Source organism: Paucihalobacter ruber (genome assembly GCF_006494535.1).
Taxonomy (GTDB): Bacteria; Bacteroidota; Bacteroidia; order Flavobacteriales; family Flavobacteriaceae; genus Paucihalobacter; species Paucihalobacter ruber.
Genome location: NZ_VHIQ01000006.1, coordinates 91,181 through 116,699, shown reverse-complemented (window position 1 = coordinate 116,699; position 25,519 = coordinate 91,181). Strand labels below are relative to the sequence as shown.

Here is a 25,519-nt window from a genome sequence, read left to right as displayed (position 1 = left end):
ATGTTAATGACAGCGATTTGGAAAAAAATAAAAACCCTTCTTAAAAGCAGATTTAACTCTAAGAAAAAACAAGAAAAACCAGATTATCTTTTTGAATTAGTCAATAATGTCAAAGAAGCTAAAAGACTTCAAAAAAATCTACCTTTTCAAATAGTATCCGCCAAACGAAAGGGTTTTGTAGTTAAAGTAGGTGGATTGTTCGCTTTTGTCTCATACTTTCATATGCCTTGGACCTATAAAAGTTTAGATCATTGGTTGGCCGTATCAAAACATTTAATAGGAAAGGAATTTTTTTGTATTATTTACAGTATCGACGACAACGACACACCTGTAAAAGTAATAATTGACGCTGAAAATCATACTTTTAAACCTAAAGAACTTAAAAAGCTTCAAGAATATGAATGTATAGTGATACAAAAATCTAAATACGGTATGTTTGTAGATTTAGGGTATCATTTTAATTGGGAATTTGGAAGTTTTGTAGGCTTAATTCACAAAACAGTAATTAAAAACGACGTAACACTAATAGAAGCCGTCCCCGGAGATGTGGTAACAACTTATTTCCATGGGCTTCAAATAAATAAACCTGCTCATAGAGGTGAGCTAATTCTCGGAACAAAAAACCTGCAAAAAGAATGGTTTACAGAAGACTTACAAAAACTCGTAGGAACAGAACAAACTGCAATATTAAAAGAGGAAGAAGATGGAAGACGAACATTCTATATTGATGGTAAATTCAAAACATTTATTCACATCAATAAAGACAACTTAAAAATTAAAAGAAGCAATAAAAGGGCCTTGAAAAGTTTAAATGCCAATAGTACTATAACCTGTAAAGTTATGAGAATTAGCAAGAACCACCAATTTGTTTCAGAATTTATAAAAATCAACGAAAGTCAGTAAAAAACCTTTATTGCTAAAAAAACAATACCTAGAAAGGATAAAGTTTTTTTCGAAACTTTGTTGAAATTAGTTCAAAGAAGCTCTTCAACAATAAACCTTAACAGAAATTAATCGGCAAATAAAGGTCTACTGCTCATCATCTCATTAATCTTATCTGCAATAGTTTCTAATTTAGTATCATCCTGGAAATTTGTAATAGCTTCATCAATATAGCCTACAATGGTTTCCATATCGGTTTCTTTTAAACCTCTGGTAGTAATGGCAGCGGTTCCCACTCTAATGCCCGACGTTACAAACGGACTTTTATCGTCAAAGGGCACCATATTTTTATTAACCGTAATATCGGCCTTACCAAGTGCAGCTTCGGCTTCTTTACCTGTAATATTTTTATTGCGTAAATCAATCAACATCATATGGTTGTCTGTCCCACCAGAAATAATATAATAATCTTTTGCCACCAATGCTTTGGCCATTGCATCTGCATTTTTCTTTACTTGAAGAATGTAATGCATAAACGAATCGCTTAAAGCTTCGCCAAATGCAATGGCTTTTGCTGCAATAATGTGTTCTAACGGTCCGCCTTGATTTCCAGGAAATACACCGCCGTCAAATAATGACGACATCATTTTTAAATTGCCGTTTTTTAATGTTTGTCCGAATGGATTTTCAAAATCTTTACCCATTAAAATCATTCCACCACGCGGGCCGCGAAGTGTTTTATGAGTAGTTGTGGTAACCACGTGACAATGCGGTATTGGATCGTTTAAAATACCCTTAGCAATTAATCCTGAAGGATGTGAAATATCAGCCAACAACAAGGCTCCAACATTATCGGCAATTTCTCTGAATTTCTTAAAATCGATATCTCTTGAGTAAGCCGAAGCACCTGCAATTATTAGCTGTGGTCTTTCTTTTTCTGCAATATCACTGATGGTATTGTAGTTTAAAACACCAGATTCTTTTTCAACTCCATAAAACGAAGGTTTGTAAAGTTTTCCCGAAAAATTCACAGGAGAACCGTGGGTTAAATGACCACCATGCGACAAATCAAATCCTAATATCTTGTCTCCGGGATTTAAAATAGCGTGAAAAACGGCTGTATTTGCTTGACTACCAGAGTGTGGCTGTACATTAGCATAGTCTGCACCAAACAAGGTTTTAGCTCTGTCAATGGCTATTTGCTCTACCTCATCAACAACCTCGCAACCGCCATAATAACGCTTACCCGGATAACCTTCGGCGTATTTGTTGGTAAGTACAGAACCGGCAGCCTCCATTACCTGATCGCTCACAAAGTTTTCGGAAGCAATAAGTTCTATTCCATTTATTTGTCTGTCTTTTTCGGCTTGAATCAATTCAAAAATTTGATGGTCACGTTCCATAGCGCTTATAATGTTTAATTTTTTGTCAAAAATAACAATAAGCATTAGTTTAATACAGCAAAAAACATATATTTGAATGATATTTATTAAAATTTAATCAACAATTCAAGATGCCGTTATCAGCCAATAATCCCAACCGCAGTTCATGGTTACATGTAAGTAAAACTTCAGATTTCCCTATTCAGAACATTCCTTTTGGTGTGTTTTTAACCAGAGAGGACATCATTACCATTGGTACGCGAATTGGAGATACGGCCATTGATTTAGGGGCTTTACATCAATTAGGATATTTTGATGGTATTCCTTTAACCGATGATATTTTTCTGCAAGATTCACTAAACGATTTTATTGCAGACGGCCGCAAAACCTGGCGTGCTGTAAGAAATCGGGTAGCCGAAATATTTGACAGTAACAATCCCACCTTAAGAGATAATAAAAAACACAAAGAAATTGTATTGTTTCGTTTAGACGAAATAGAAATGAAACTACCAGTTTTGGTGGGCGATTATACCGATTTTTATAGCAGTCTTGAGCATGCCACTAATGTTGGTAAAATGTTTAGGGATCCGGAAAATGCTTTGTTGCCAAACTGGTTGCATATTCCGGTTGGTTACCACGGCAGAAGTTCATCAATAATTCCTTCGGGAATACCTATTCACAGACCTCAAGGTCAAATTTTACCTGCAGGGAGTGACACGCCTGTTTTGGCACCGTCTCAACTGGTAGACTTTGAATTGGAAATGGCATTTATAACCACCGATGCCAACGATTTAGGTGAACCCATACCCATTGAAGAAGCCGAAGAATACATTTTCGGGCTCGTTTTATTTAACGACTGGAGTGCCAGAGATATTCAAAAGTGGGAATATGTACCACTAGGACCATTCTTAGGAAAGAATTTTGCCTCGTCGGTATCTCCATGGATTGTAACACTAGACGCATTAGAACCTTTTAGAGTAAAGGGTCCAAAACCGGTGAAACCGCTACTTCCCTATTTGCAGTATTCCGGAAATAAAAGTTTTGACATCAATCTAGAAGTAGCCATCAAACCTAAAGGCGCGAAGGAAACCGTTGTTTCCAGATCTAACTTTAAATATATGTACTGGAATATGGTACAACAACTGGCACACCATACTGTTAATGGTTGTCCGGTAAATTCGGGAGACATGATGGGAAGTGGCACCATTTCAGGTCCAACACCCGATACTTACGGCTCTATGCTAGAATTAACCTGGCGTGGCGAAAAACCAATAAAAATGAAAGATGGCAGCGAGCGCAAATTCATCAACGATTTTGATACGGTGATTATGCGAGGCTACTGCGAAAATGACGATGTTAGAATTGGTTTTGGAAGTGTGGTGAATCAACTATTACCAGTTTTTAATCCTAAGAAAAAGTAAAATAAACAGACACTAATTTCACGGATTCTCGCGGAATAAATAATGCGGACAAATATGATTTTATCAGCTTTTAAACGCTAAAAATTATGTCGGATTAACCTTAATAATTAGTGCAAATTCGTGAAATTCGTGTCTGATTTACGCATAAAACCGCTTATACTTTCTGTAAGCCAAAGCCCCAAGAATAGCAACTACGGCGCAACTCCCGCCAATAAATTGATAGCTCAGTATTTGATCGCCGCTGGCGTATGAATGCAATCCAGCCAAATAAAAATTCACCCCAAAGTAGGTCATGATGATACTTCCAAATGCAATGACCGACATCAAACTAAAAAACCACCTGCCACGTAATCCCGGAACCAAACGCATGTGTATCACAAACGCGTATACCATAATACTAATCAACGCCCAGGTTTCTTTTGGATCCCAACCCCAGTAACGCCCCCAACTTTCGTTAGCCCACATACCACCTAAGAAATTACCAATAGTAAGCATAACCAAACCTACGGTTAAGGCCAGTTCATTTATTATTACCAACTCTTTGATGTTGATATCCATTCTAATTTTATTCTCTTTTGTGGTAAAAATCATCAGTAAAAGCGTCACTACACCCAAGACCATTCCAATGGTAAACGGACCGTAACTACCAACGATTACCGCCACATGAATCATTAACCAATAACTATCTAAAACCGGCTGCAAATTGGCTATGGCAGGATCCATCCAATTCCAGTGAGCAATCATTAAAATCATGGCAGTTACAAATGCCGTTGAAGCAATGGTTAAATCGCTTTTTCTTCCAAAAGCCAAACCCATTCCCATGGTAGCCCAGGCCACGTAAATCATAGACTCATAGGCGTCGCTCCATGGCGCATGACCTGAAATATACCATCTGGCAATTAATCCTAAAGTGTGAACAAGAAAAAGGCCAAAAATGATGTATTTAGATATATTGACCGCAATATCTAAAGGCCTGCTTTTATATTTAAATATTTGCATCATCAGTAACACAAACATCAGTACACCGGCATACAAATACCAGCTAAACAATCTTTTAAAAATATCGTATTTATTGTATGCAACTTCAGCTTTTACTTTTTGCTCGTTCAGCATAACTGCGCTGCCATAGGTATTTTGAATTTTGGTTAGACCGTTTAAAATATTTTCAGCTTGGGTAAAATCGCCAGACTGTTTGGCATTATTCAGACTGAACAAATAAGTTGAAAAACCGTTATTAATAAAATTGGCATACATACTATCTGCCACCTGGCTACGCAAATCTTTCTCTCTAAACTCTATTGGCGAAACCCATGTGTTATTTTCATCGTCGGGAATTGGATAAAACTTTAATGCTCGGCCTTCAATGGTGTTATAAAGCAAATTAACCCTTTGATCTGTTTCTTTAAATTCCTTTTGAAAAGCATTCGGAACCTGTGCCCGATAAGCATCCTCAAGATATGGCGCCAGCTTGTACGAACCATTTTCGCTAAAAAAGTCAATCAAAGACACATATTTTTCGTCTTTATGAACCCCTATGATGCTTCTGATAGAATCGCCTTTTTTAGGTTTTAAATAAATAATAGGAACGTTATACCATAACAACGGACTTTCTTGCATAGAAAGCAATAGCTGATTGGCATTAAAATCTTCGTAATGGTCTTGTTTACTTAGCTTTCTAATTAACTCTGACGCATAAGTATCAACCGGCATCATGCGTCCGCTAAAATCCTGCACCACCAAATTTCCAAATTTCTGCGCGTGTTCAATTGGCGCGACGTTAGACCTTAATATGGAATCTATTTGTGCTTTTGTAGGCGGTAAAATATTGGTGTTGTGATCATGACCATCACCTTCAAAATGATCTTGAGAAAATCCTGTTAAACCAATCGACATCAGTAAGATTGCCAAAATCTTTGTTTTTTTCTTTCTCACTTTTTCAAGCATTTTTGCCAATTCACCAAACCTTGACTTTCTATCGAATAAAATAGCGATCAAACCAAAATACAACATAAAATAACCAAAGTAGGTAATCCATGTTCCCCAAAAATCGTGATTTACAGAAAGTATGGTACCCTTTTCATCGGGATCAAAACTGGCTTGAAAAAATCTATAGCCACCATGATCTAAAATATTATTCATATAAATTCTATAATCGTACGGCTCTTGATTGGGGTCAATTACGGTTACTTTACTTTCGTATGAAGAGTAACTCTTTTCTGTACCCGGGTAGCGCTCTGCGATAAAATCGTTTAATTTAATCTGAAAGGGCAAATCTAAAATCTTCGGGCCGTACTTAGCCGATATTTTGAGTCCGGCAATCTCTTCACTTACAAACGGATTACTCATATACTGACCACCTAATAAATTCATGTAAGTGGTTTCACCATTTGAGCTAACTTTAAGAACAATGCCATCTTCATCACCTTTTAAAATTTGAGATTTTTTAACCAGATCAAATTTACCGGTCACCATTGGTTTTGGAAATACCATTTGTAAATTTCCAATAATGTATCTGGAACGCAAAGCCAGTGGTTGAATGCTGTCTTTATACAAAACACCTTGCGTACCGGTGGCCATCGTCATAAATTCACCTTCAAATGGCGATTCAATAAAGAGTTGCCCGTCTACTTCGGTAATGTTAACAGCTCCTTTTTTTGGATTATTAAGCGTAAACGGGATGTTGTGCAATAAGGCTTCTGACTGATCTTTTAAAAAGTGATTATGTGGTGCACCACCTGTAGATTCAACCATTTTAAGATAGGTTTCGCCGGTTTCGTCGGGAATGACGTCTAATTCAGCACCCTTAATAAATTTTTCTAAAGAAATATCTACTCTTTGGTCATCGTAAGAAATGGTATGCTCAAATTTATTATTGAGTCTATGAGAAAAATCAACTTCATACTCTTTGGCCCATCTTTGCGGCACACCGTCTATTTTGTAATCGCCGTCAACATAAACGGTAACATAAGTTTTTTGAGAAAGAAAACTTTGCTCTGTATCGCCCTCTCTTATGGCCATCATGCCTTCATAGCCTATATAACGAGTTATAAATGCCCCGACCAAAATAAATATAAAGGCCAGGTGCAATACCAACGTTGACCATTTTGGACGCTTATACAGTTTAAATCTGAAGATATTTCCAACAAAATTAATCACGAAAAACACCATAATAGCCTCAAACCACCAGGTATTGTAAATAACTTGTCTTGTAAAAGGTGTAGGAGAAGTTTCTTCGCCTGCATCTAAGAAAGTTCCTACAGCCATAGCAACCGCAAAAACAATAAAAAGTACAGCCGTTAATTTTGTTGAGAATAAAAACTGAGCAATTTTTTTCTGCATGGTGAAAGCAATTTTTTTTGAATTGCAAAATTAAGCCTTTTTGTTTGTATTCTTATTACTCAAAATCTAATAAAACTGTTAAATACAAGCAAAACTTCGTGAAAGTCAATAAAGAGAATCTTTCAATTTAAAGCTCTTTTAGATTTTCTTTTTTTTACCGTAATACTTGGTTATTTTAGCCTCATGATTTCAGTAGTACTTCTTGGTGCCGGAAATGTAGGTACCCATCTTTACAGAGTTTTTATTAAGGCTAAAAATGTTAACCTTGTACAATGGTATAACAGAAGTTTAGATCATATTTACGCCTACCAGAATAGCGTAGACATCACCGATAATTTAAACGATTTGGTTGTTGCTGATGTCTACATCATTGCAGTGAGTGACGACAGTATAGCGCAACTTTCAAAACAGTTACCTTTTAAAGACCGATTGGTAGCGCATACTTCGGGGAGTCTGCATTTCAGACACATGGGACAAAACAACAGGCGTGCTGTCTTTTATCCCCTCCAGACCTTCTCAAAACATCGAGACATCGATTTCTCTCAAGTCCCCATTTGCATTGAATCTACCAACAAATCAGATTTAGACCTATTGGCTAATTTAGCCAAAGCACTCAATTGCAAAAGTGTTATAATCGATACAGAACAAAGACAAGTAATACATCTGGCTGCTGTTTTTGCCAATAATTTTGTGAATCAACTATACAGAGTTGCGCATGAAATAACCGATAATAAAGGTGTAGAATTCGATATTTTAAAACCTTTAATCTTAGAAACCGCCTTAAAAGTGCAAGAAATGTCACCTTTTATAGCGCAAACTGGTCCGGCTAAACGCAACGATAAAAAAACCATCAAGCGACATTTGAAACTGATTGAAAATCAACATCACGAAGCTATCTACCAACTTTTAACCGAGTCAATAAAAAAAACACATGGAATCAAGTAGTTATAAAACTTATCTTAAAAATATTACCACCTTTGTCTTTGACGTAGATGGTGTTTTAACCGATGGTACCATTACCATTACCACCAATGGCGAAATGCTGCGTACCATGCACACCAAAGACGGCTATGCCATCAAAGCAGCGCTAAAAGCAGGTTTTAACGTATGCATTATTTCGGGTGGCACTAACGAAGGTGTTAGAGAACGATTAAAAGCCTTGGGCGTAACCGATATTTATTTGGGTGCCCATCACAAAAAAGACGAATTACGGGAATACATGGATAGTTACAACATCCAACCCGAACAGGCTTTGTTTATGGGTGACGATCTGCCCGACTACGAAGTGATGCAAATGGTTGGTATGGCTTGTTGTCCGCAAGACGCCGTGTCTGAAATAAAAGCCATTTCTCATTATATTTCCCATAAAGACGGCGGTAAAGGTTGTGTAAGAGATGTTATTGAACAAGTGCTAAAAGTTCATGGCAAATGGCAACAAAATTTTGACGCCAAATACGATTAATCTGATAACATTGGAAAGACCCAGACGCAGACATAGCACGGGATTTGGTTACATAGGTTTTGGCAACAACCAAGGTGTTTTTAACCGAAAATCTAAACTGCCTTTTTCTGAAGTTAAAGAACGTTTACACCACGAAACCCGATTACATTATAAAATAGATTTTCTACACAGTAATCTAACCGATGAAGACAAGAGGTTCATTAAGCGCAAAATTAGAAGACAGCGATTAAGGGTTCGACAACACACCATTGCCGCTAGTCTTATATTAGCGTTTATAGTAGCTTGGATTATTTTTTACCTCATCACTCAAATCATGTCCCGATAACTTTATGAACAAATTAAAATACTTTCTAAAACTCGTTAGATGGCCCAATTTATTAATGCTGGCTTTGATGCAATGCTTAATTAAATTTAGCCTTTTAATTCCTGAGTTTGGTGTACAATCTACCTTAAATTGGTACGGATTTTCTCTTCTTGTGCTGTCAACAGTATGTCTTGCAGCAGCCGGTTATATCATCAACGATATTCAAGATGTAGAAGCAGATCAAATTAATAATCCTAACCGTGTAATCATCGATAAACATCTCAGTAGCAACTTGGCTTTCAATTGGTATTTGGCATTAAATCTTTTGGGTGTGCTTTTAGGGTTTATTGTAGCTCAAACAGTCGAAAAAAGCGCTTTTTTTGTGCTATTCATTATTATATCGGCAGTTTTGTACTTATATGCTACCTATCTAAAATATATATTTCTTGTGGGTCATTTAACAGTTTCGTTATTGGTTGGTTTTAGTATTTTAATAGTCGGCGTATTTGAATTACTTCCTGTGTTAACACCCGAAAACCGCAGCACCCAATTGACCATTTTTAAAATACTTTTAGATTATGCTATTTTTGCATTCATTCTAAATTTTATTCGTGAATTAATTAAAAGTGTTGAAGATATTCAAGGCGATTATAAAGTTGGTGTTAAATCTTTGCCCATTTTAGTTGGTACCGATCGGGCTGTAAGAATAATTTTCGCTCTCTCTCTCTTACCCGTTTTTGGCGTTATTTACTATGTTTTTAGCTACTTAAACAAACAAAATATTGCCATTATTTACTTTGTTATAACAGTTATTTTACCATTAATTTACTGCAGTATTCAGTTGTTTTCGGCTAAAGCAAAAAAAACCTTTTCACTCATTAGCCTTGAATACAAAATAATTATGTTGTTTGGAATGCTCTCAATGTTACTCTATAAATTTTTATTGGCATAATGATATTAAGTGAAAAACTAAAAAACCATCACATTATTTTAGCTTCGGCTTCACCCCGACGACAAGAATTATTGCAGTCCTTAAATGTTGATTTTGAAGTACGTATTAAACCTGTTAATGAAGTTTATCAACCTGAGCTCAAACGAGAAGAAATCACCAACTATCTTGCCGCTCTTAAAGCCAAAGTTTTTAAAAATGAACTCAATGCTAATGATATTTTGATTACCAGCGATACCATTGTTTGGCATAACAATGCAGCTATTGAAAAACCGGTAGACGAGGAAGACGCCAAAAGAATGCTTAAAAATTTAAGCAATAGCAGTCATGAAGTCATCACATCAGTATGTTTTACGTCAATAAAAGAACAAAAAACGCTACATTGTATTACGAAGGTTTATTTTAAAGCGCTTACTAATCAAGAAATTAATTATTACGTTACCAACTACAAACCTTTAGATAAAGCTGGTGCCTATGGCATTCAGGAATGGATTGGCTATATAGGTGTTGAAAAAATTGAAGGCTCTTATTTAAATGTGGTTGGGTTTCCGCTACATCTTGTTTATGAAACGTTAAACAACATGGCGACTATTTAAAATCTTTGTATTTTTAAATAAAAAATATGCATTCTTTTGCCTTCAAACAAACCATTTTAATCACATTACTTTACGTCGGATTTTGTTTTTTTTCATGTGAAAACATTCAACCCGAGGCGACAACTGCAACAACTGAAAATACCAATAAATTAAAATCGGCTTCTCCATACAGAGATGCTCAGCAGCTTTCAGATGAATTTAAAATGTATTGGTTTAACGGCAAAGCCGAAATAAGTTCTTATAAACTTGAACAAGCCAGGTATGGCGAAATGCACGAAGGTAGCGCTGTTTTAATTTTTGTGACCGAAGATTTTTTACCGGATGTACAGGTAAAGGCCGATAGTAAAGATTCTGAAAACATCGGCGTTTTAAAACTAAATGCTACTAAAGATTTTAATACAGGTATTTATCCATACCACATCATGCAAAGTACCTTTTATCCGCTAAGCAATAATTATCACGCATTAAAAGTTACTGCTTCTATTCAGGAATGGTGCGGACAAGTCTACAGCCAAATCAATAACCGCGGCCAGTTTGAAGTGCTGTCTCATTCTTATTTTGAAGGTGAAGCTGATGAGGAATTTAATTTAGATGAAACCATTTTAGAAAACGAGTTATTTAATCAGCTTAGAATCAATCCAAAAAGTCTACCAACAGGAGATATTAAGATAATTCCTTCTCTTGAATACTTAAGACTAAAACATCGCCAAATTAAGTTATACAAGGCAACGGCAAAATTAACCGATAGTACTTATGCTGTTTACTATCCCGATTTAGGACGCAGTTTGGAAATTAATTTTAAAAGCGATTTTCCATACACAATAGATTCATTTAAAGAAAGTTACACCGATGGTGCCGATGGTGCTATTTTAACCACAACTGCCAAAAGAATTAATACCATTTTGGAACCCTACTGGCAAAAAAACAAACCAGACAACAGTTATTTGCGCGCGCAACTCGGATTATAATTTTTCATCCTTTTGAAGTATCTTTACACAACATAACTTAAATTATATCATGTTTATCGAAGCTTACAAAAAGCCGGTTATTGTCACGTTTATACTACTGGCTATATTTATTATTATTAGGTTTATAATTAGGAAGTTGGTGATTAAACTCGGCAAGAGTAATAATATTAACATTGCCAGGGTAAGACTCATTAATCGTTATTCTACGGTTGTTTTAGCAATCCTATTTATTTTTGCAGAATCATTTGTGTTTGGTATTGATACCTCTGATATTGCTGTAGTTTTTTCTTCGGTTTTTGCAGTTATTGGTGTAGCCCTTTTTGCTATTTGGTCAATTTTAAGTAACGTTACTTCGGGTGTTATCATGTTTTTCTCATTTCCGTATAAAGTAGGAGATAAAATAAGTATCCATGATAAAGATTTTCCAATTGAAGCCATCATTGAAGACATTAGGGCTTTTCAACTACATTTACGTTTAGATAATGGCGATTTGGTTACGTACCCTAATAATTTAATGCTCCAAAAAGCAGTCACTTTAGTACAAAAAAATGCCATTGATGCAGAGATTAAAGACCGCTAATTGTTTATGGCTCAAAAACGAAAATCTAACAAACGCTCTTCTAATTTCAAAAAACAAATTGGGATAAAACCCGGTGTTGTGATTTACACTGGCCATAAAGAAGATAAAGATCTTGTTATTGACTACCATTCGTACAACGAGCAAAACCTTGAAAAAGGGAGTGTTACAACGGTTGAAGACATCTTAAAACTTAAAAATGAAAGCTCAAAACTTTGGGCAAATCTCAACGGATTAAACCATACACAAAGCATTGAAAAACTTTGTAATGAGCTCAAAATAAATGCACTTAGCATTGCAGACGTGGTGCATGTGGGCCAAAGACCAAAAGTTGACGAAAACGAAAATTATATTTTCATACTGCTTAAAATGTTACAGTACGATACCGATGGTAATCTTAATAGCGAGCAAGTAAGTTTTATTTTGGGTCATAATTTTTTGCTCACATTTCAGGAAGCTGAAGGTGATGTGTTTAACGGTGTTCGGGAGAGACTACAAATTACACCTTCAAGAATTAGAAGCTTTAATCAGGACTATTTATTATACGCTTTAATTGATGCCATTGTGGATCATTATTATTTGGTTATTGAAACATTGGGTAATAAAGTTGAAACTTTAGAAGATCAACTTTTCAACGGCAAATCTGATGACCATGTAACCACGCAAATACAAGAATTAAAACGAGAAGTTTTGCGCATCAGGCGATCTGTTTTCCCACTTCGGGAGGTTATTGGCAGACTTGAAAAATCGGAACATCCACTTATTAACAAACAAACAGCCAATTACTTTAGAGATGTTTATGAGCATATTATTCAGATACTTGAAAACATTGACATTAACCGAGAAATGATCTGGGGTTTAATGGATATGCACATGACGGCCATTAGCAACCGTATGAATGAAGTCATGAAAGTACTAACCATTATCGCCACTATTTTTATTCCGCTAACCTTTATAGCAGGTATCTACGGAATGAATTTTGAAAACATTCCGGAGCTTCATTACCAAAATGCCTATTTTATTCTTTTAGGATTGATGTTTTTAATTGTTATTGGTATGATTTTCTATTTTAAAAGAAAAAAATGGTTGTAATCATAAGAATTTCATAGAAACAATCTCAAGGGTTAAGTTAAAGAAACTTTAAATGCAATACCCATAGCTGTATTGTTTTTCTATATTTGAATCGATTCATACCAATCTAAACCATGAAAAGATTAATCAATATCACTATTTGTTTGGCTATATGCGCGTTGAGTCTTTTACAGGCCCAAATACCAAAAAAACTAAACAGTTCAGAGATTTTTGAAGCCGTACAAAAGCTAAATGTTTTAGGCTCTGTATTGTATGTAGCTGCACATCCCGATGATGAAAACACAAGACTCATATCTTACATGGCCAACAGCGTAAAAGCCAGAACTGCATACTTATCTATTACTCGTGGCGATGGAGGCCAAAATTTAATTGGTCCCGAACTGAGAGACCTATTAGGTCTTATTCGCACGCAAGAACTTTTGGCGGCTCGCTCCATTGATGGTGGTGAACAGCTTTTTACTCGCGCCAACGATTTTGGCTTTTCAAAGCATCCTGATGAAACCTTAAAAATTTGGGACAAAGATGCTGTTTTGAGCGATGTAGTTTGGGCCATTAGAACTTTTAAACCAGATATCATCATTAATAGGTTTAACCACAGAACACCGGGAAGTACGCACGGTCATCACACCTCATCGGCCATGTTAAGCCTAGAAGCTTTTGACCTGGCAGCTAACCCTAAGGTCAATCCCGAGCAGTTAAAATTTACGTCTACTTGGCAACCAAAACGCATTTTTTTTAATACGTCTTGGTGGTTTTACGGGAACGAAGAAAACTTTGAAAAGGCAGACAAATCGAACATGATTACTTTTGATGTTGGTGTTTATTATCCGCTTAAAGGATTATCAAACAACGAAGTAGCTGCTATTGCCAGCAGTCAGCATTTATGTCAGGGATTTGGCCGACTCACCAACAGAGGTTCACAAAACGAATACATTGAATTTCTAAAAGGTGAAAAATTAAACGATAACTCCAATATATTTGATGGTATCGATACCAGTTGGAATCGGATTAAAGGCGGTACTGCCGTAGGTGAAATTTTAACCAAAATTGAATCTAACTTCAATTTTACAAATCCGGAACAACACTTACCCGATTTGGTAAAAGCTTATCAACTTCTTCAAAATGTTGAAGACGAGCATTGGAAACAAATTAAGTCTGAAGAACTCTTAGCAGTTATAGAGGCTTGTGCAGGCTTGTACCTAGAAGCCGCTTCGGCAGTTGCTACAGCAACACCTTTAGATACCGTAACCATAAATATTGAGGCCATTAACCGAAGTAACTCAAACATCACATTAAATGGTTTATATCTTCAAGAGCTAAGTAAACAGATTGACACAAATAAACCACTTTTAAACAATGAAATATTTAACTATCAATTAGAAGCTTCTATAGATAAAAACACCGGCTACACCAGCGCTTATTGGCTTTTAGATGAAGGCAGTACAGGTATGTATAAGGTTAAGAACCAAAAACAAATTGGTCAACCATTATCAGAACCTGCCATGCATGTAGTCTTCAATATCGCAGTTGAAGGTATTAATTTAGAAATAATTAAACCAGTTGTTTATCGTTATTCAAAACCGGATAAGGGCGAACAATACAAACCTTTTGAAATTCTTCCGAAAGCAACTGTAAAAAGCAACGAAAAGGTGATGATTTTTAACAATGGTTCGGCTAAAACTATTTCATTTTCGGTTCAAGCCAATACCAATAACATTAAAGGTAAATTGCGTTTAAAACATCCCAATAACTGGCGTATTTCTCCTTCGGAATACGATGTTGATATTCCTTTAAAAAACGATGAACGCACCTATGTTTTTACCATTGAAGCGCCGCAAAACGAGGATGAAACCTATTTAATTCCGCAGGTTGAAATTGATGGGGAAATATACAGTCAGGAAAAAATAGAAATAGATTACAGCCATATTCCATTTCAAACGGTACTGCTTCAAAGTAAAACCAAACTCGTAAAACTCGACATAGAAAAACAAGGCAATTTAATTGGGTATATTGAAGGCGCAGGCGACGTTGTTCCTGAAAGTTTAAAACAAATAGGTTATGAAGTTGAGATCATTAATCCCGATAACATCAATGCGGAACTACTTGAAAAATACGATGCCATTGTAACGGGTATAAGAGCTTACAATACCATTGATGCTCTAAGATACAAGCAACAAATACTGTTTGATTACGTAGAAAAAGGCGGCAATTTAATAGTGCAATACAATACTAGTAGCGGACTTGTTACCAGAGAATTGGCGCCATTTGATTTAAAATTATCACGCGATCGAGTTGCCGATGAAACTGCCGCTGTCGAATTTCTGGCTCCAAACCATCCGGTATTAAATTTTCCCAATAAAATAACGGCTAAAGATTTTAACAACTGGACGCAGGAACGCGGTCTCTATTTTCCCGGAGAATGGAGTAATGATTTTACGGCAATTTTAGCCATGAATGACTCCAACGAATCTCCAAAACACGGAAGTTTACTGGTAGCACAGCATGGAAAAGGTTTTTACGTTTACACCGGATTGAGTTTCTTTAGAGAATTTCCTGAAGGTGTTAGCGGTGCCTATCGCTTATTCGCAAATATGTTATCTTTAGGCAAAACTTCTTCTAATTAAGACTCCTTGATATGGCAAACCAACCTAATGAAAAGGCAACCTATAAATGGGAAAAATTTTACACAGTCATTTTAATTGCTAATGCGGTTTACATTTTTTTATTTTACCTCATTATGAAAGCTTTTTAGTATGGAAAGTTTAGACTGGCTGGTATTGGCTTTTACACTTTTTGGAATTGTTGCCTACGGTACCTGGAAAACCAGAAAACAAAAAAGTGTACAAGACTACGTTCGCGGAGGCAATACTGCCAGATGGTATACAGTAGGTTTAAGTGTGATGGCTACGCAAGCCAGTGCTATTACCTTTTTATCTACTCCCGGACAAGCCTTTAGTAGCGGTATGGGATTTGTTCAATTTTATTTTGGTTTACCCATTGCCATGGTGATTATTTGCTTGGTATTTATTCCATTATATCATAAACTAAATGTTTACACTGCTTACGAATTTTTAGAGAAACGCTTCGATTTAAAAACCAGAACACTTACCGCAATTTTATTTTTAATTCAACGCGGTTTGGCTGCCGGTATTACCATTTTCGCTCCGGCCATTATTCTGTCGGTGGTATTGGGTTGGAATTTAAATTTATTGAATATCATCATCGGTTTATTGGTTATTATTTATACTGTGAGTGGTGGTACAAAAGCCGTTAGTGTGACTCAAAAACACCAAATGGCTGTTATTTTTGGCGGTATGTTTGCGGCCTTTTTTTTAATAATGAGCTACTTACCAGAAGACATTAATTTTGGTAACGCTTTGCACATTGCGGCAGCCAGTGATAAGCTTGATATTTTAGATTTTTCATTCGATTTGGAAAACAGATATACTGTGTGGAGCGGACTAATAGGCGGTACATTTTTAGCTCTCTCCTACTTTGGCACCGATCAAAGTCAGGTGCAACGCTATCTTTCGGGTAAATCTATGAAAGAAATGCAATTGGGGCTCATGTTCAACGGTTTACTCAAAGTGCCCATGCAATTCTTCATTTTATTAGTTGGCGTGATGGTTTTTGTGTTTTATCAGTTTAATCCTTCTCCATTAAATTTTAATCCACTAGCTACTGAAACCGTTTTAAATTCAAGTTACGCCGAAGACTATAAAGCCATTCAGCTGGAACAACAAAAATTGTTTGAGGTAAAGCAAGAATTCCTTCGCAATAATTATAGCAAGGATGATGAAGTAATGAATTTATTCATTAAAGATAATAATCAAGCACTTGATAACTTGCGCGAACTGTCCAAAGATCTAATTAGCAAAGCTGCCGAAGAACTACAGGTTAATGTAGAAACCAACGATAAAGATTACGTATTTATTCATTTTATTTTAAACCGATTACCTCGAGGTTTAATTGGTTTACTATTAGCTGTAATTTTAAGTGCCGCCATGTCTTCAACCGCCAGTGAACTGAATGCCTTGGCCACTACAACTACATTAGATCTATACGCACGGCACAAGAAAACAGACGAGATTCATACCGTAAAAACAACCAAATGGTTTACATTTATTTGGGGTATTATTGCCATTACCATTGCCTGTGTGGCTTATTTGGCCGATAATCTTATACAACTGGTAAACATCATAGGCTCTATATTTTACGGCAATGTTCTGGGTATTTTTTTACTGGCATTTTTCTTTAAAACGGTAAGAGGAACGGCGGTATTTATAGCGGCTATTATCACTCAATTGATAGTAATTACGTTGTTTTTACTGGACTTTTGGGATTATATCAAATTGCCTTATTTGTGGCTAAATTTTATAGGATGTTTTATTGTAATTGGCTTGGCAATGTCACTCATGCAACTTTCATATTTTAAATCAAATGACAGATAAAACAATTAATTGGGGCATTATCGGGTTGGGTAAAATTGCTCACAAATTTGCCGAAGATTTAGTAAAAGTGCCTAATGCAAAATTGTATGCTGTTGCTTCTCGTAGTAGCATTAAATCTAAAGAATTTGCAGCGAGATTCAATGCTGAAATAGCTTATGATAATTATGAAGACCTAGCGAACGACACCAATATAAATGCCATTTATATAGCAACACCGCATAGTTTTCACCTCGAACACACTCTATTATGCTTAAATTCCGGGAAAGCAGTACTATGCGAAAAACCTCTGGCCTTGAATAGCGCAGAAGTTGAAAAAATGATTTCAATTGCCACTTCCAATCAAATTTTATTGATGGAAGCACTTTGGACTTATTTCTTACCACATTATCAAAAAACCTTAGAAATTATAGAAAGTGGTGTATTAGGCGAAATAACAAATCTCAAAGCCGATTTTGGTTTTAAACCGGTTTATGATGAGAGTTCAAGAGTGTTTAATAAAGCGCTTGGTGGCGGTAGTTTATTAGATATAGGCATTTACCCAATTTTTGCTGCTTTGAGTATTTTGGGCATGCCTGAAAAAATTTCAGCTAAGGGCAAATTTTTCAACAATGGTGCCGACAGTGAATGTTATATACTTTTTAATTATAACAACGGAATTACAGCTGAATTAAACAGCACCTTTTTAGAAGAAACCCCAACCGAAGCCATCATTGCAGGAACCAAAGGCGTTTTAAAACTACATTCAAGATTTCATGCACCAACAACTTTATCATTAAGTTTAACAGGAAAACCCAAGCAGGTATTTAATTTTGAAGTCCCATATAACGGATACTTCTATGAAATTGTTCACTTTAATTCATTACTAAATTCTGAGAAAACAGAAAGCGATGTGATGTCATTCGAAATGAGCAGAAATTTAATGACACTTTTAGATTTGGTTAAAAATGAAATTGGTTTAGTGTATAAAAGAACCTAATTCTTAAAAGCAAGCGTTTTAAAAAATATATCTCTAAGTATCTCGTCTTTATTATGTATTTCTTCATTATAAATTTTGAAATTACCAGTTCTCTTACTTTCTTGATAATTCAATACTCGCTGTACAGTTCTAAAGTATTGAATTGAATTTCTATTCCATTGCCCATTATAGAACTGCGAATAAAGGTCTTCATGAATTGTCGATTTACTAGTCTCACTAAACTCTTTATTTATTTCAACTTTATAAACAAATTCGTACCAATTCAGAAATTGATTTATAACATGTAAATTTATTTCTGTTTCAATGTAATTAATAAATTCTGCTGAAAATTCTTCGTTACGATGTTCAAGATTATGCAGAAACTTAAGTTTTTGTTTTTCCAGGTTTGAAAGTGCCTCTTTGACTGACATTTTTTTATAACTCGGACCTTTATATAAATACTTCCCTATGTCGTTTCTCGAAATTCTTTTGTAATATTTTCTTAAATAATCGTATTCGATTTTAGAAAACGAATTATTAATTAGGATATAGTTGTCATATTTGTAAAACTCACCACAATAAAAGTAGGTATAACTTTGAATATCTTGCCTTAAAGGTAAAAAAGTAAGAGGCACACTTTTTGAATCTGAAATTAAATAAAGTTGCTGACCGATTTCTTCTTTTTTAAATTGGATCGTATCGTTTTTAACTATCATTGAATCTAATAGATAGTTATTCGAGTCGTAATTAAAATAATCAACTTTCTTAAAATAGACCTTAGTTCCATTATTGTATTTAAAATTGAGATCCTCTTTAGGTATTTTAACTAATGATGTTTGAGCCGAACCTAAAAAAACTATACTTAATAATACAATAAGCCAATATAATTTCATAATATCTGAAGGTAAAAAGGCTATTCAAATTTAGTTTTTATGAATAGCCTTAAAATCATTTACAATTTACATCGCGCCCCATTCTTTTAAGGATTCGGTGTTCATTTTGATATAATCATCATTTCCTGCTTTTTTAGCACCTTCTAAAGACGCTTTTGCTGCTGCAATGGCTTGTTTTTTGTTACCGGCTTTGGCATGAATTAAAGATTGTTGACGCAAATACCAAAATCGTGGTTGATTTGATGTCATCTCAACTGCTTTATCAATCCATTCTACTGCTTTATTTATGTCTTTTCCTTCATCTAAATAATAAACTGCTGCCGCAAAATAATCGGCATCAGAGGGACCTGCCATAGCTTTTTCGATAGACGCGCTTACTTTGTTATCGGTTGGTACAGTAAATGGAATTGGCACATACGTATTCTCCCAAATAATTCCTAGAACTGCACCGCTGTTAGATAAATCGTTGAACATTACAGTAAATGTTTCCATAGTCAAAGGAATATTAACAGCTTGAATAGTTGTCTTAGCTGCAATCTTGTTCTCATCCCAATTTCTTGGCACACCCCAATTTTCGGTATCGGTGTAAAAATAAACTTCCCAGTTGGTAGCACCCGGTTTTGTAAAAATAGCATAACTACCGGCTTTTAAAGTCTGGCCGTCTACAGTAACATCATCACTAAAAGTAATCATGGTGTTTTTATTGGCAGCGGTACGCCACAATTTATCGTAAGGCACCAAATCGCCGTAAATGGTTCTGCCGCGCATATTCGGTCTGGAATATTCAACAGTTACATCGGTTAAGCCAACTTTTTGTTCAACCTTGCTGAACGGGCTTGGTTGTGGGGCCTCAATTTGCGCTGTAGCGAACAGCATCGAAGAGCCAATAAATAAGCCGCATAATAGTTTTTTCATGTGTATAGTTTTAAGTTAATAATCAATTAAATAATTGCATAAAATTACTCTTTCAACAGCTTTTTTTTTGTTAAGAAAAGTATAAAGGTATAAACAAATTTCAGATTGCATTTTAGATATGCAGATAAAAAAGTTCAATTTTTGAATCAACTATTGTAATTTCGGCACGTTAAATGCGTTAATCGCAATTATAAAACTGAATTTATGAGACTATTGCTCTTATTTTTGTTAGTAAATTCACTGTTGTTTGCTCAAAATAAAACCATAACGTCGGGCGAAAAACTGGTATTTACAGCTTCGTACAACATGTCTGGAATTCTTACAGATATAGCCGAAGTTACCATGCAGGTCAACGAGGTTAAAACTTCAAAATCTACCTTACTACATCTAAAAACCACAGCTGTAACTTATAGCAAATGGGATAATTTTTTCAAAATAAGAGACTTGTACGAAAGCTATGTGAGTCCAACTTATTTAACCCCATACCTCTACAAACGAGATATTGACGAAGGTGGTTATTACAAGTTTATGCAATATAACTTCAATCCAAAAACTAAAACAGTAAATAGCTTGATGCGCAAAAAAAACAGCAAAGGCGAATTTTGGGAGGAACGCAAAACTCTTACTATTGGTGCAAATACCAACGATTTGGTGACAACGCTCTACAAACTTAGAAATCTTGATATTGATAAAGCAAAAACCAATGATACTTCTCAATTTACCATTCTGTTTGATAACAAAGAATTTACCGTTTCGGTAAAAATGCTGGGTAAAGAAACCATCAATACAGCCATTGGTCGAAAAGAATGTTATAAACTGGGTATCTCGTTACCAAGAAACAATGAGCTTGGTAAAAATTCAGATTTTGTACTTTGGTTAACCGCCGACGCCAACAAAATTCCGGTTTACGGAAAATTTAAAATCCCCGTTGGAAACGGAGAACTCAAAATTAAATCGGCTACCGGATTAATGCATTAAACTATGAGACATTTCATCAAAATAATTGCCTTTATCGCAGCTATCCTTGCGTTAGTACTGGCTGTAACTCCACTTTCAAATATTGCTTTATTTCCACTTTTACTGGCAATTACACTTTCAATTCTGCTTTATATATTGAGCAAAAAACAAGATAAGTCTAATAAGCCGGTTCAATATATTTTATTGCTTTCAGCTGTGGCACTTGGTTTTATGATTTATAAATCATTATTTACTGAGGCAATCGTTAAAGAAGAAGCCCAAGAAGAAATGAACATAAAAGAACAAGAATCTCAGGAAGAATCGTTGAAAGAACTTGAAGCATTGGATATAGATTTTGAATAATGTAATCTAATTCTTACGTTTTTAAAGGAATACATTTTAGCATTCCCTATTTTTTTGCTTTATTTGACAAAAATTTGCTTATAAATGAAGATTACCTTTCTCACCGCATTGTTTTTGGTTGGTTCTTGTACCACTTTAAGATATTCTGAAAAGATAAAAAACCTTAAAGATGGCGTTGTTTACGAGCAACCTCAAATTATAAAATCGTATGCCAATACTATCTCGCAAGTCGATTTAAAATTAATTATTTCAGAACTGGCATCAGACAAATACGAAGGCAGAAGAGTTGGCCAAAAAGGTCATGAAATGGCTGCAGCTTTCGTTAAAAATTACTATAAAACAAATAGTATTGAACCCTTAGAAGCCGCACCAAATTATTCTCAAATAGTTCCCGAAAGCTATTTAGGTGAAAAATATGGCACATCAGAAAATGTGATTGCTTTTATTAAAGGTACCGACTATACAGATGAATACATTATAATTGGGGCACACCTCGATCACGAAGGTATTGTTGAAGACCAAATTTATTTCGGTGCCGATGACAACGCCTCGGGCACAGCGGCAGTTATGGAAATAGCACAAGCATTTAAGTTAGCAGCGCAAAACGGATATAGCCCAAAAAGAAATATCATATTTCTTCATGTAACTGCCGAAGAGGTTGGTTTGCAAGGCTCAAGATATTATACAGAAAATCCGCTAGTCCCACTTGAACAAACCACTGCCATGCTAAATATGGATATGATTGGCAGAACAGACTACAAACATGAACCGACCGATGATTATCTCTATTTAATAGGTGTGAACAGACACAGTAACGAACTAAAATTTATTGCCGAAAAAGCCAATGGACTAGCGACAACAATCGATTTAGATTATCGATATGGCGAAGAGAACGAATCTAACCGTTATTATTACAGATCTGATCACTACAATTTTGCTCAACACAACATACCCGTCATATTTTTCTTCAACGGCGAGCACGAAGATTATCACAAACCCACAGATACCGAAGACAAAATTAATTATCAACTACTCGAAAAACGCAGCAAATACATTTTTACAGTTGCTTGGTATTTGGCTAATATGGACCACAGAATGGAGTTAGACCTCATCGAATAAATCACCTGTTTTCATAGGAAAACATTAACATTTTGTTTTCCTAATTAGTTTAAATTTGCATTCTAACCTTAAAATCTGGTTTATGAAATATCTTTATTTATGCTTATCTACAGCCGTTATATTGTCTTGCGGAAGTTCTAACCAAACCGCTAATTCAAAAACAAATAACATTACCTACGAAGAAGCTGTAAGCACCTATGCTCAAACCATTACGGCGCAAGAGTTGAGCGATATGTTGTACGTTTATGCCTCAGACGAATTTGAAGGCAGAGATACAGGAGAACCCGGACAGAAAAAAGCGGTAGAATATCTAAAACAGAAGTATGTTGATCTGGATATTGCTTCTCCTTTAGGAGGCGATAATTACTTTCAAACAGTACCATTAGAAAAACGTGGTGGCGTAAATGCTACCCTAAAGATTGGCGACAAAATCTTTGAAAACTTCGAAAATCATGTTGCCCTGTCCGGAGCTAATCTCAATAATTATAAAATAGATGAATTAGTTTACGCAGCTTACGGTATAGATTCAGATAATTATTCAGATTACACTAATATCGACGTTTTTAATAAAATAGTTTTAATTAAAGCAGGCGAACCAAAAGACGAAAATGGTAATTATGTAACCAGCGGTAGTTCAGAACCAACCAAATGGGTAAATGGCAGACAAGCTATGAGCTCTAAGTTACAGGTTGCTAGAGAAAAAGGTGCTAAAGGTTTGATTCTTCTTGACAACGAATCGTTTCCAAGATATGCCACTTGGTTAAAGGGTCAACAAGGCCGAAGTGGTAGATTAAGTCTAAAATCAGAACAGGCAGATATGTTTGCTTTAATGGTGAATGAAGCGCTTGCAACTGCCTTATATGCTGATGTTTTAACTTCAGACAAAGCCCAAATTTTAAATATCACAGCAACCATCGATATTTCAAGCGATGTAACGGAAGTGATTTCAGAAAACGTAGTAGCCTACATCAAAGGAAGTGAAAAACCAGACGAGGTGATTGTTATTTCAGCGCATTTAGATCATGTAGGCATAGAAGACGGACAAGTTTACAATGGTGCCGATGATGATGGCTCCGGTACAGTAGCCATCGTAGAAATTGCGCAGGCTTTTCAAGAGGCTGCTAAAAACGGCTATTCACCAAAAAGAACGATTCTATTCCTCCACGTTACCGGAGAAGAAAAAGGCTTATTAGGCTCTGCCTATTACGCTGATGTTGATCCAATTTTCCCATTAGATAATACTGTCGCCAATCTCAATATTGATATGATTGGAAGAACCGATCCCAAACGCGAAGGCGAACGAAATTATGTTTATCTTATAGGAAGCGACAAGCTTAGTACAGAACTCCATGAGATTTCTGAAGCTGTTAACAACAAACACACACAAATTGAATTAGATTACACATACAATGATGAAAACGATCCAAACAGATTTTACTATCGTTCAGATCATTACAACTTTGCAAAAAATAATGTACCGGTAATTTTTTATTTTAACGGTACACACGCCGATTATCACAAACCTAGTGACACGCCAGATAAAATTGAATACGACTTGTTGGAAAACAGAGCCAAATTAGTCTTCTACACGGCATGGGAACTCGCCAATAGAGACGAAAGAATTGTGGTAGATAAAGCCAATTAAAATTTCAAAAGCGCCGCCTAAAACAGACGGCGCTTTTTTTTATATCTTTCGCCTCAGAATTCAAATAGCTTTCTAATGAAATTTTTACACCTAATTATTCCTGCTTTATTTTTAATCTTTGGATGTAGCAGCACAAAAAATGTAGAAAAAAACATCAACACAGGTAATTTTAATCAAGCCATTACTGATGCCTTAAACAAACTCAGAAAAAATAAAGATAAAAACCCTGAACTGGTTTATTTACTTCAAAACGCCTACAACAAGGCTAATGAAAGAGACTTAAATCAAATAGAATTGTTGAAACTACAAAACAATAGTGCAAATACACCCCAAATACTGGAAACCTATAGAGCTTTAGATTCAAGACAAAACGCTGTAAAAGCCGTTTTGCCGTTGTACGCTAACGGAAAAGAAGTTTTGTTTAGAACATCCAATTATAATACTGAAATTGCTAATTATAAGAATGAAGCATCGGCTTATATTTATGACGAAGCACAGAATTTACTCAATTCGCCAAACAAATTAGATGCCCGTTCGGCTTATAATGAGTTCGAATATATCGAGGGCATCAACCCAAATTACAGAGATGTTAGAAACTTAATGACTCAGGCCTATTATAAAGGCACCGATTATGTATTGGTTTCTATTGAGAACCAATCAAATCAGGTTATTCCCAGACGACTTGAAGATTTTCTTCTCGATTTCAACACTTACGGATTAGACAAATTTTGGACTGTTTTTCATTCAGAAAGAGAAAAAAATCGCAACTACGATTACGCCATGTCCTTGCAGTTGGCGCAAATCAACATTTCCCCCGAACAGTTAAGAGAAAAAGAGTTTGTGCGTGAAAGAGAGATAAAAGACGGCTGGCAGTACAAATTAGATCGCAACGGAAACGTGATGAAAGACAGCCTAGGAAACGATATAAAAATTGATAAATTTGTAACGGTAAGAGCAACTGTACTGCAAATAGGCCAGTTTAAAACCAGTGAAGTTATTGGTGTTGTTGCATTTAAAGACCTAGCAGCTAAAAAACTATTAGACAGATTTCCAATAAAAAGTCAGTTTACTTTCGAAAATTATTTCGCATCTTACAGAGGTGATAAACGCGCCTTGTTACCTGAAGATGTTAATTTAATCAACAACCCACGCGTGCCATTTCCTCCAAATGAGCAAATGGTGTTTGACTGTGGCGAGGACCTAAAACAACAACTCAAACGCATTATTAGGTCTTATAAATTTCAATAAT

Annotated in this window: 22 protein-coding genes; 18 read left to right on the top strand and 4 right to left on the bottom strand. The window is 35.5% G+C overall.

Going from position 1 to position 25,519, the window contains the following annotated elements:
- Positions 1-6: 6 nt before the first annotated feature.
- The gene (locus FJ651_RS12340) at positions 7-903 is read left to right on the top strand and encodes a hypothetical protein (protein WP_140990843.1); all 897 of its coding nucleotides are present in this window, start codon (positions 7-9) and stop codon (positions 901-903) included.
- A 107-nt stretch (positions 904-1,010) separates the two neighbouring features.
- Here FJ651_RS12340 and glyA read toward each other — a convergent pair whose 3' ends face one another.
- A complete protein-coding gene (glyA, locus tag FJ651_RS12335) occupies positions 1,011-2,285 on the bottom strand; it encodes a serine hydroxymethyltransferase (RefSeq protein WP_140991026.1) in 1,275 nt (424 codons plus the stop codon).
- Between the two features lie 110 nt (positions 2,286-2,395).
- Here glyA and fahA point away from each other — a divergent pair, with 110 nt between their 5' ends.
- The gene (gene fahA, locus FJ651_RS12330) at positions 2,396-3,685 is read left to right on the top strand and encodes a fumarylacetoacetase (protein WP_140990842.1); all 1,290 of its coding nucleotides are present in this window, start codon (positions 2,396-2,398) and stop codon (positions 3,683-3,685) included.
- A 138-nt stretch (positions 3,686-3,823) separates the two neighbouring features.
- Here the strand turns inward: fahA and ccsA are convergent, their stop codons facing one another.
- On the bottom strand, positions 3,824-7,024 hold the full coding sequence (gene ccsA / locus FJ651_RS12325) for a cytochrome c biogenesis protein CcsA (RefSeq protein ID WP_140990841.1): 3,201 nt from the start codon (positions 7,022-7,024) through the stop codon (positions 3,824-3,826).
- 183 nt (positions 7,025-7,207) lie between these two features.
- On the opposite strand from ccsA, the gene FJ651_RS12320 reads away from it, so the two are divergent.
- The 11 genes from FJ651_RS12320 (at position 7,208) to FJ651_RS12270 (ending at position 18,399) form a co-directional block, all read left to right on the top strand.
- On the top strand, positions 7,208-7,969 hold the full coding sequence (locus FJ651_RS12320) for a Rossmann-like and DUF2520 domain-containing protein (protein WP_140990840.1): 762 nt from the start codon (positions 7,208-7,210) through the stop codon (positions 7,967-7,969).
- Positions 7,956-8,486 (top strand): KdsC family phosphatase, encoded by a 531-nt coding sequence (locus tag FJ651_RS12315; protein ID WP_140990839.1) that lies wholly within the window; start codon positions 7,956-7,958, stop codon positions 8,484-8,486. Before FJ651_RS12320 ends, FJ651_RS12315 begins: the two co-directional genes overlap by 14 nt.
- Before the next feature lie 10 nt (positions 8,487-8,496).
- The gene (locus FJ651_RS12310; protein ID WP_140990838.1) at positions 8,497-8,811 is read left to right on the top strand and encodes a hypothetical protein; all 315 of its coding nucleotides are present in this window, start codon (positions 8,497-8,499) and stop codon (positions 8,809-8,811) included.
- A gap of 4 nt (positions 8,812-8,815) precedes the next feature.
- On the top strand, positions 8,816-9,742 hold the full coding sequence (locus FJ651_RS12305) for a geranylgeranylglycerol-phosphate geranylgeranyltransferase (protein ID WP_140990837.1): 927 nt from the start codon (positions 8,816-8,818) through the stop codon (positions 9,740-9,742).
- A 2-nt stretch (positions 9,743-9,744) separates the two neighbouring features.
- Positions 9,745-10,335: a Maf-like protein gene (locus tag FJ651_RS12300; RefSeq protein WP_140991025.1), complete on the top strand. Its 591-nt coding sequence runs from the start codon at positions 9,745-9,747 to the stop codon at positions 10,333-10,335.
- 26 nt (positions 10,336-10,361) lie between these two features.
- The gene (locus tag FJ651_RS12295; RefSeq protein WP_140990836.1) at positions 10,362-11,303 is read left to right on the top strand and encodes a septum formation inhibitor Maf; all 942 of its coding nucleotides are present in this window, start codon (positions 10,362-10,364) and stop codon (positions 11,301-11,303) included.
- 49 nt (positions 11,304-11,352) lie between these two features.
- Complete coding sequence (locus FJ651_RS12290; RefSeq protein ID WP_140990835.1) at positions 11,353-11,883, top strand: mechanosensitive ion channel domain-containing protein; 531 nt, start codon at positions 11,353-11,355, stop codon at positions 11,881-11,883.
- 6 nt (positions 11,884-11,889) lie between these two features.
- Complete coding sequence (gene corA / locus FJ651_RS12285) at positions 11,890-12,972, top strand: magnesium/cobalt transporter CorA (protein ID WP_140990834.1); 1,083 nt, start codon at positions 11,890-11,892, stop codon at positions 12,970-12,972.
- A gap of 113 nt (positions 12,973-13,085) precedes the next feature.
- On the top strand, positions 13,086-15,596 hold the full coding sequence (locus tag FJ651_RS12280; RefSeq protein WP_140990833.1) for a PIG-L family deacetylase: 2,511 nt from the start codon (positions 13,086-13,088) through the stop codon (positions 15,594-15,596).
- A gap of 129 nt (positions 15,597-15,725) precedes the next feature.
- A complete protein-coding gene (locus tag FJ651_RS12275; RefSeq protein ID WP_140990832.1) occupies positions 15,726-17,423 on the top strand; it encodes a sodium:solute symporter in 1,698 nt (565 codons plus the stop codon).
- A complete protein-coding gene (locus FJ651_RS12270) occupies positions 17,413-18,399 on the top strand; it encodes a Gfo/Idh/MocA family protein (protein ID WP_140990831.1) in 987 nt (328 codons plus the stop codon). The genes FJ651_RS12275 and FJ651_RS12270 overlap by 11 nt, the downstream gene beginning before the upstream one ends.
- Here FJ651_RS12270 and FJ651_RS12265 read toward each other — a convergent pair.
- A complete protein-coding gene (locus FJ651_RS12265) occupies positions 18,396-19,271 on the bottom strand; it encodes a hypothetical protein (RefSeq protein ID WP_140990830.1) in 876 nt (291 codons plus the stop codon). The two genes, FJ651_RS12270 and FJ651_RS12265, sit on opposite strands and share 4 nt — an antisense overlap.
- A gap of 66 nt (positions 19,272-19,337) precedes the next feature.
- Positions 19,338-20,186 (bottom strand): DUF2911 domain-containing protein, encoded by an 849-nt coding sequence (locus FJ651_RS12260; RefSeq protein ID WP_140990829.1) that lies wholly within the window; start codon positions 20,184-20,186, stop codon positions 19,338-19,340.
- A 204-nt stretch (positions 20,187-20,390) separates the two neighbouring features.
- On the opposite strand from FJ651_RS12260, the gene FJ651_RS12255 reads away from it, so the two are divergent.
- From FJ651_RS12255 to FJ651_RS12235, 5 genes are all read left to right on the top strand, one after another.
- The gene (locus FJ651_RS12255; RefSeq protein WP_140990828.1) at positions 20,391-21,164 is read left to right on the top strand and encodes a DUF3108 domain-containing protein; all 774 of its coding nucleotides are present in this window, start codon (positions 20,391-20,393) and stop codon (positions 21,162-21,164) included.
- A 3-nt stretch (positions 21,165-21,167) separates the two neighbouring features.
- Positions 21,168-21,506 (top strand): FUSC family protein, encoded by a 339-nt coding sequence (locus tag FJ651_RS12250; protein ID WP_140990827.1) that lies wholly within the window; start codon positions 21,168-21,170, stop codon positions 21,504-21,506.
- Between the two features lie 84 nt (positions 21,507-21,590).
- On the top strand, positions 21,591-22,625 hold the full coding sequence (locus FJ651_RS12245) for a M28 family peptidase (RefSeq protein WP_140990826.1): 1,035 nt from the start codon (positions 21,591-21,593) through the stop codon (positions 22,623-22,625).
- 82 nt (positions 22,626-22,707) lie between these two features.
- Complete coding sequence (locus FJ651_RS12240; RefSeq protein ID WP_140990825.1) at positions 22,708-24,270, top strand: M28 family peptidase; 1,563 nt, start codon at positions 22,708-22,710, stop codon at positions 24,268-24,270.
- 75 nt (positions 24,271-24,345) lie between these two features.
- Complete coding sequence (locus FJ651_RS12235; RefSeq protein ID WP_140990824.1) at positions 24,346-25,518, top strand: hypothetical protein; 1,173 nt, start codon at positions 24,346-24,348, stop codon at positions 25,516-25,518.
- Position 25,519 lies beyond the last annotated feature (1 nt).